At 71.3% G+C, this 6177-nt stretch carries 4 protein-coding genes; 1 reads left to right on the top strand and 3 read right to left on the bottom strand.

Annotation, left to right across the window (positions count from 1 at the left end; genetic code table 11):
• Positions 1-134: 134 nt before the first annotated feature.
• Positions 135-1100 (top strand): quinone oxidoreductase, encoded by a 966-nt coding sequence (locus tag DSY14_RS26395; RefSeq protein WP_211719323.1) that lies wholly within the window; start codon positions 135-137, stop codon positions 1098-1100.
• 93 nt (positions 1101-1193) lie between these two features.
• On the opposite strand, the gene DSY14_RS26390 is transcribed toward DSY14_RS26395, so the two are convergent.
• The 3 genes from DSY14_RS26390 to DSY14_RS26380 all read right to left on the bottom strand — a co-directional run bounded on the left by DSY14_RS26390 (position 1194) and on the right by DSY14_RS26380 (position 6134).
• The gene (locus tag DSY14_RS26390; protein WP_211719322.1) at positions 1194-2282 is read right to left on the bottom strand and encodes an SPFH domain-containing protein; all 1089 of its coding nucleotides are present in this window, start codon (positions 2280-2282) and stop codon (positions 1194-1196) included.
• A gap of 160 nt (positions 2283-2442) precedes the next feature.
• Positions 2443-2946, bottom strand: coding sequence for an NfeD family protein (locus tag DSY14_RS26385; protein WP_211719321.1), 504 nt, complete (start codon positions 2944-2946; stop codon positions 2443-2445).
• Positions 2947-3251: 305 nt separating this feature from the next.
• On the bottom strand, positions 3252-6134 hold the full coding sequence (locus tag DSY14_RS26380) for a penicillin acylase family protein (RefSeq protein ID WP_211719324.1): 2883 nt from the start codon (positions 6132-6134) through the stop codon (positions 3252-3254).
• Positions 6135-6177 lie beyond the last annotated feature (43 nt).

Raw genomic sequence — 6177 nt, 5'->3', positions numbered from 1 at the left:
CCGTTCGGCCTCGCGCGCACGGTCGCTCCCCGACCGTTCCGGCGGGACGACCGGCACGCTACGGTCGGGACCACCACGACCGAGGCCGATCCGGTGACCCTGGACGGACGCCGGAGCAGGGAGGACGAGACGACATGCGCGCCATCGTGATGGAGGAGTTCGGCGGACCCGAGGTCCTGCGGGTTCAGGAGACCGACGCACCCGAGCCGGGGGCGGGGCAGATCCTGGTGGACGTGGCCGCTCGCGGCGTCAACTTCATCGACGTCTACCAGCGCAGCGGTGTCTACCAGGTGGCGTTGCCGTTCGTGCCCGGGATGGAGGCCGCCGGCACGGTCGCCGCCGTGGGCGAGGGCGTCACCGACCTCACGGTGGGGCAACGCGTGGGCTGGGCCATGGCACCCGGCGGCTACGCCGAGCGCACCGCCGTCAGCGCCGCCCTGGCGGTGCCGGTGCCCGACGGCGTCACCGACGAGCAGGCCGCCGCCCTGCTGCTCCAGGGCATGACCGCCCACTACCTCACCCACTCGGTGCACGCGGTGGCCGAGGGCGAGACCATCCTGGTGCACGCCGCCGCCGGCGGTACCGGGCTGCTCCTCACCCAGCTCGCCAAGGCCCGGGGCGCCCGGGTGATCGGGACCGTCTCCACCGAAGAGAAGGAGACCGTCGCCCGCGCCGCCGGGGTCGACGAGATCATCCGCTACACCGAGACGCCGGTGGCCGAAGCGGTCCGCGACCTCACCGACGGCTCGGGCGTGGACGCGGTCTACGACGGGGTCGGCCGCGACACCTTCGACGCGAGCCTGGCGTCGCTGCGTCCGCGCGGGGTGCTGGCGCTGTTCGGTCAGGCCAGCGGCGCGGTGGAACCGGTGGACCCGCAACGGCTCAACGCCGCCGGTTCGGTGTTCCTCACCCGGCCCTCGCTGGCGCACTTCGTCGCCGACCGTGAGGAGCTGCTGGGCCGGGCGCGCGACCTGTTCGCACTGGTCGAGCAGGGGCGGCTGGACGTGCGGATCGGTGGACGCTACCCGCTGGAGGAGGCGGGTCGGGCCCAGGAGGCCCTCACCTCCCGCGCCACCACCGGCAAGCTGCTGCTGGTCTGAGCTCCCACGCACGGTGGCGGCCGTCCGCGGAGGGACGGCCGCCACCGGCGTCGGTCATCGATCCCGGGTGTTCCGGGCGACGATCGGACCCGGTCACTCGCTCTCACGCGGCGACGGCGGGGGCGGACTCATGCCGGCCCCGGCCCTGCGCACGTCGTCCCGGGCGGCGGCGACGGCCTTCTCCGCGGCCTCGGCGGCCTCCTCCGCGGCCTCCTGGGCGGCCGTGGACTGGGCGGGATCGGGGCCGGTGATCTGCGCCGGTCCGGAACCCCGTCCCTCCTCCTGGGCCTTCTCGGTGGAGGGCTTGGCCTCGGCGGCGTCGCCGGCGAAGGCGTGGGAGACGTTCTTGACGGCCTCGGTGAGCTCACCCGGGATCACCCAGAAGGTGTTGCCCTCGCCCTCGGCCAGGCTCGGCAGCGTCTCCAGGTACTTGTAGGCGAGCAGCTTGGCGTCGGCGTTGTTGGCGTGCACCGCCTGGAAGACCCGTTCGATCGCCTTGGCCTCACCGTCGGCGCGCAGGATCGCCGCCTGCTGGTCACCCTGGGCCTCCAGGATGGCCTGCTGTCGGGCGCCCTCCGCCTTGAGGATGCGGGACTGCCGCTCACCCTCGGCGTGCAGGATGGCCGCTCGCTTGTCACGATCGGCCCGCATCTGCTTCTCCATCGCCTCCTTGATGGTGGGCGGCGGGTCGATCGCCTTGATCTCGACCCGGTTGATGCGGATGCCCCACTTGCCGGTGGTCTCGTCCAGAACTCCGCGGAGCCGGGTGTTGATCTCCTCGCGGGAGGTCAGGGTGCGCTCCAGGTCCATGGAGCCGATGACGTTGCGCAACGTGGTGACGGTGAGTTGGTCTATGGCCTGTATGTAGTTGGCGACCTCGTAGGCGGCGGCCTTGGGCTGGGTCACCTGGTAGTAGAGGACGGTGTCGATGTTGACCACCAGGTTGTCCTCGGTGATCACGGGTTGGGGGCGCGAGCTGAAGACCTGTTCACGCAGGTCGAACTTGGTGTTGACCCGGTCCACGCCCGGGATGATGAAGTTGAGTCCCGGGTCGAGGGTACGGATGTAGCGGCCGAAGCGCTCGATGTTGTAGGCGCGGGCCTGCGGGACGATACGGATCGCCGACAACGCGATGGCGACCAGGAGAACGGCGATGATGATGAGCGGTATCGCAGGGTCCATCTTCTGCACCTGTGCCTTGGTCGGTGGGTGACTGTGCGGCTCGTGTTCGGGTGACTGTGTTCGGTGGCGGCCGGTCGGCGCCGGTGCCGCACCGACGTGGGAGTCCGTCCTCTCCGGGCCGTCCTCCGTGTCCCGGGGCCGGCCGCCTCGGTCGTGCCGGTCAGTCCGTGTCCGGACGATCCTGTCCGGGTCGGTTCTGGTCGGGCCCGTTCGGTTCGATGGCGTCGGGCAGCGCCTCACGCGGGTAGACCACGGCGGTGGCCCCGTCGATCTCCACGACGTCGACGTGCGCTCCCACCGGGATGACGAGGTCCTCGTGGAGGCAGCGCGCCGACCACTCCTCCCCGCTGAGCTTGATGAGTCCGTGGTCGCCGTCGACCGGTTCCAGGACCAGGGCGGAGCGGCCCACCAGGGCGGCGACGCCGGAACGGACGTCGGGGCCACGGGAGATCTGCCGGTCCATGATCGGCTTGACCAGCACGATCCCGGCGGCGGCCGCCGCCGCGAACCCGATGATCTGCACGACCACGGGTAGTCCCAGCGCTCCGAGGAGACCGGCGACCAGCGCGGCCGCGGCCAGCAGGCCGAGGACGAAGGTCAGCGTGAAGAACTCGGCGACCCCGAGGGCGGCCGCGAGAATGATCCAGATCAGCCACGCAGGCATGTTCCTGTCGGCCCTCCCGCTGTGGTTTCGGGTAACCCTTACGCTACCCACACATACATGACGAACCACAAGAATCCTGCGACGGATACAGGATCGCCACCCACGGCGACCTCCGTCACCGGAGCGTGGCGGCCCGCACCCCTCTCGCGTGCACCACGCGCCACAGGTGCCCCACCCGCGATCCACCGCCGGTGGGCGCCACCGCACACCCGCCGCCGGACCTGCGCGGGGGTGCGCGGTCGCACACCCTTCCCGAGCGGCCGGCGAGCGGGCGCTGTGGACCCCCGGCAGGGCCCTCGGGGCGCCTACCGCCCGCCGGAGAACTGGTAGACGAGCTGGAAGGTGGGCCGGTTCTGCCAGGCGATCGGCCACATCCCGATCCCGCCCACGGCCTGGTGGATCACCGTGTCGGCGCACAGTTGGTCACCGGCCGAGCAGTGCTCGTCCCCCGGGTACACCTCCGCGGTCGGCGTCGCCTCGGCGGCGGCCAGGCTCTCCAGCAGCGTCGTGCGACAGGCGTCGAGGTCGCCCTCCCCGCAGTAGACCCGGTCGCCGAGCGTGCCGTCGACCTCCCGGTCCAGCAGCGTGCGCAGGTCCTTGTCCACGTACGACCACCAGCCGTACTGGAACGCCGACCCCCGGTGCGACCGGGCCTGGTCCACACTGCCGGGCTCACCGCCGCCGATGGCGCCCGAGGGGGACTCGTCGATCTGGACGGCCCGGGTCAGGCTCTCGTACAGGTCCTCGCCCAAAGCCGGTTCGAAGTGGGCCCGCACCAGGAGCGGCCACCAGGCGTCCAGGACCCGGATGGCGTCGGCGTGCTCGTAGTGTCCGGCGTCGCGCCGGGGTTCGCGGCGCAGGGCACCGGAGTCCGCCCAGGTCCGGAGTGAGGCGACCGTCTCCGCGAGGGCGGGATCGTCGACCTCACCGGTCTCGATGACGTCCAGCACCAGCGGCAGGACCTGTTCGGCGCGCAGGTCCGCGACGCCCGCCTCCATCATCGTGGCGGTGAGGGAGGCGGTGGTGAACGCGTGGCCGTCGTCGATGAGCCGGGAGACACGGTCGTCCAACAGGTCGTTGCGATGGACCGATCCGGTCGACCACCCGGAGGTGTACCCGTGCGCGGGCTTGTTGTTCCAGTTGACGATGTGGTCCGGGTTGATCTGCTGCGGGTGGTCGGACTGCGGATGGAGGTCGGCCTCGTTGGTGGCCGGGTCCCAACCGGACCAGCCGGCGTCCGAGTAGGCGTCGATGGGCAGGTTGGGGTCGGTGCCCTCGATCCGGACGGGATTGTTCCCGGAGTTGATGAAGGCGATGTCCTGGTCGTCGACGTAGTGCCAGTTGAAGGCGTAGCCGATGTCGTGGGCGGCCTCGGTGAAGGTCTCCGCCGACGTGACCACGTCGGGATCGTTGAACTTCTGGAAGCCGAGGATGGAGTCGACCTCGCGCATGTACGTGGACCGCAGCTCGGTGAAGGCCACGGGGGCGCCGTCGACGGTGGCGAAGGACCGCACCAGACCGTGGTCGGAGCGCAGCGAGGTGAGCGTGTAGCCGCCCTCGGGGGTGCCGTCGGCGATGGTGGGCGTCCAGTCGTTCTCGACGCTCAGCACCTCGAAGTCCACGCAGTCACCGGCGGCGTTCACGTAGGAGCGCGAGTCGGTGGAGGGGGCGGACCCATCGGTCTCGCACAGGTCCACGGCGAAGGTGTCGGTGATGTCCTGGCCGGCGGAGGTGGCGCTCCAGGCGTAGTCGACGCCCCGGCCCATCTGGACGTAGAAGCTCACCCCGGCGAAGGAGGCGCCACGGGCGCTGATGCCCGGCCCCTGGAGTTCCTGGAGCATGAGCAGCTGCGGCGAGAAGTACCCGGTCTGCGGGCCCATCACCGCGACGGGGTGACCGCTCTCGGTGTGCTCGCCGGACACCAGCAGGGCGTTGGACATGCCCCGCGGGTCCAGGAAGCCCTCGGGGAGCACCCCGTCGTCGAAGAGACCCTCGGCGGCCGACAGGTCGCCCTCCTCGACGCGCTCCTCCAGTGCGGCCCGTTGTTGCTCGGTGAGTTCCTCGACGGTGGGGGCGTCGGCCCCCGGGACCTCCTCGTTCGCGGCACCCGCCCGGGCCGGGGAGGCGTCCGAGGCCGCCGAACCGTACTCGTCGTGGACGATGTCGTAGGGCTCGACCGAACCGGGGTCGGGAAGCACCCGACCGACAGGGTCGTCGGGGGTCTGGGAGTAGGGGAACTCGCCCTCGACGCTCACGGACGCCTCGGGGTCGTTCTCCATCCGCCAGGCGTTCCAGAGCTCCAGCCCCTCGTCGGCGCCGTAGCGATCCTGGAAACCGGCCAGGACGAGGGCGGCCTGGACCTCACCGCCACCACCCCCGCCGAAGATGCCGCCGACCATGGCCGCGATGCCCACGACGTCGGTGGCGGTGAAGGGCTCTATGTCGCCGGCGTTGGTGATGGCGTCCTTGTGCCCGGTCAGGACGTACTCGCCGGGGAAGTAGCGCCCCTTGTCGGACTCGTCGATGTAGGCGTTCACGCCCTCCAGGTAGGCGTCGACGTCGGCGAGGGCCCGGGCCCCGCGCTCCCCCTCACCGGCGACCCGGTCGATCTGGGCCTGCTTGTCCTCCTCGGTGTAGGGCGCCGTGGACCACAGGTCCTGTTCGAGCCCCCGGTTGCCCTCGGCCCCACCCGCGAAGGAGGTGAGTTCGCCCCGGCCGACCCTGCGCAGGACGTCCATGAGGAAGAGGCGGTCCTCCCCTGCGGCGTACCCGGCACCGAACATGGTGCCCTCGCGGGTGGTGCCCTGGATATGCGGGATGCCGTGCGCGGCGTCGCGAGTGATGGTGACGTCCTCGCGCGGTCGGTACTCGCGACCGACCTCGGCGTCGTCGACGCCGTAGGAGGCGTCGTGGAAGAAGGCGTCGAGCCCGTCCTCGGTGAGGCCGTCGTAGTGGTGGACGAGGTCGTCGTACATGTCGAGCTGGGTGGAGGAGTGCGCGGGTCGCGTGCCGAACAGTTGGTGACCGAGGATCTCGACCAGGGTGGCGTTCCCGCTCTGGCCCGGGGGCAGGATGTCGTGGCATCCGGCGGGCGCGCAGTAGTCCTCGTGGGCGACCGGTTCGGCCATGACCGGGGTGGCGGGCAGAGCGGCGGCGAGCGAGGCGGTCACCGCCAGGGCGACCCCCATGGCGCCCGCGCGAAAGCGGGTCCGGCGCGACGGAGGGCGGAGC

The sequence above is a fragment of the Nocardiopsis sp. MG754419 genome, assembly GCF_018207095.1.
Classification (GTDB): domain Bacteria; phylum Actinomycetota; class Actinomycetes; order Streptosporangiales; family Streptosporangiaceae; genus Nocardiopsis.
This window is presented reverse-complemented; position numbering and strand designations above follow the sequence as displayed.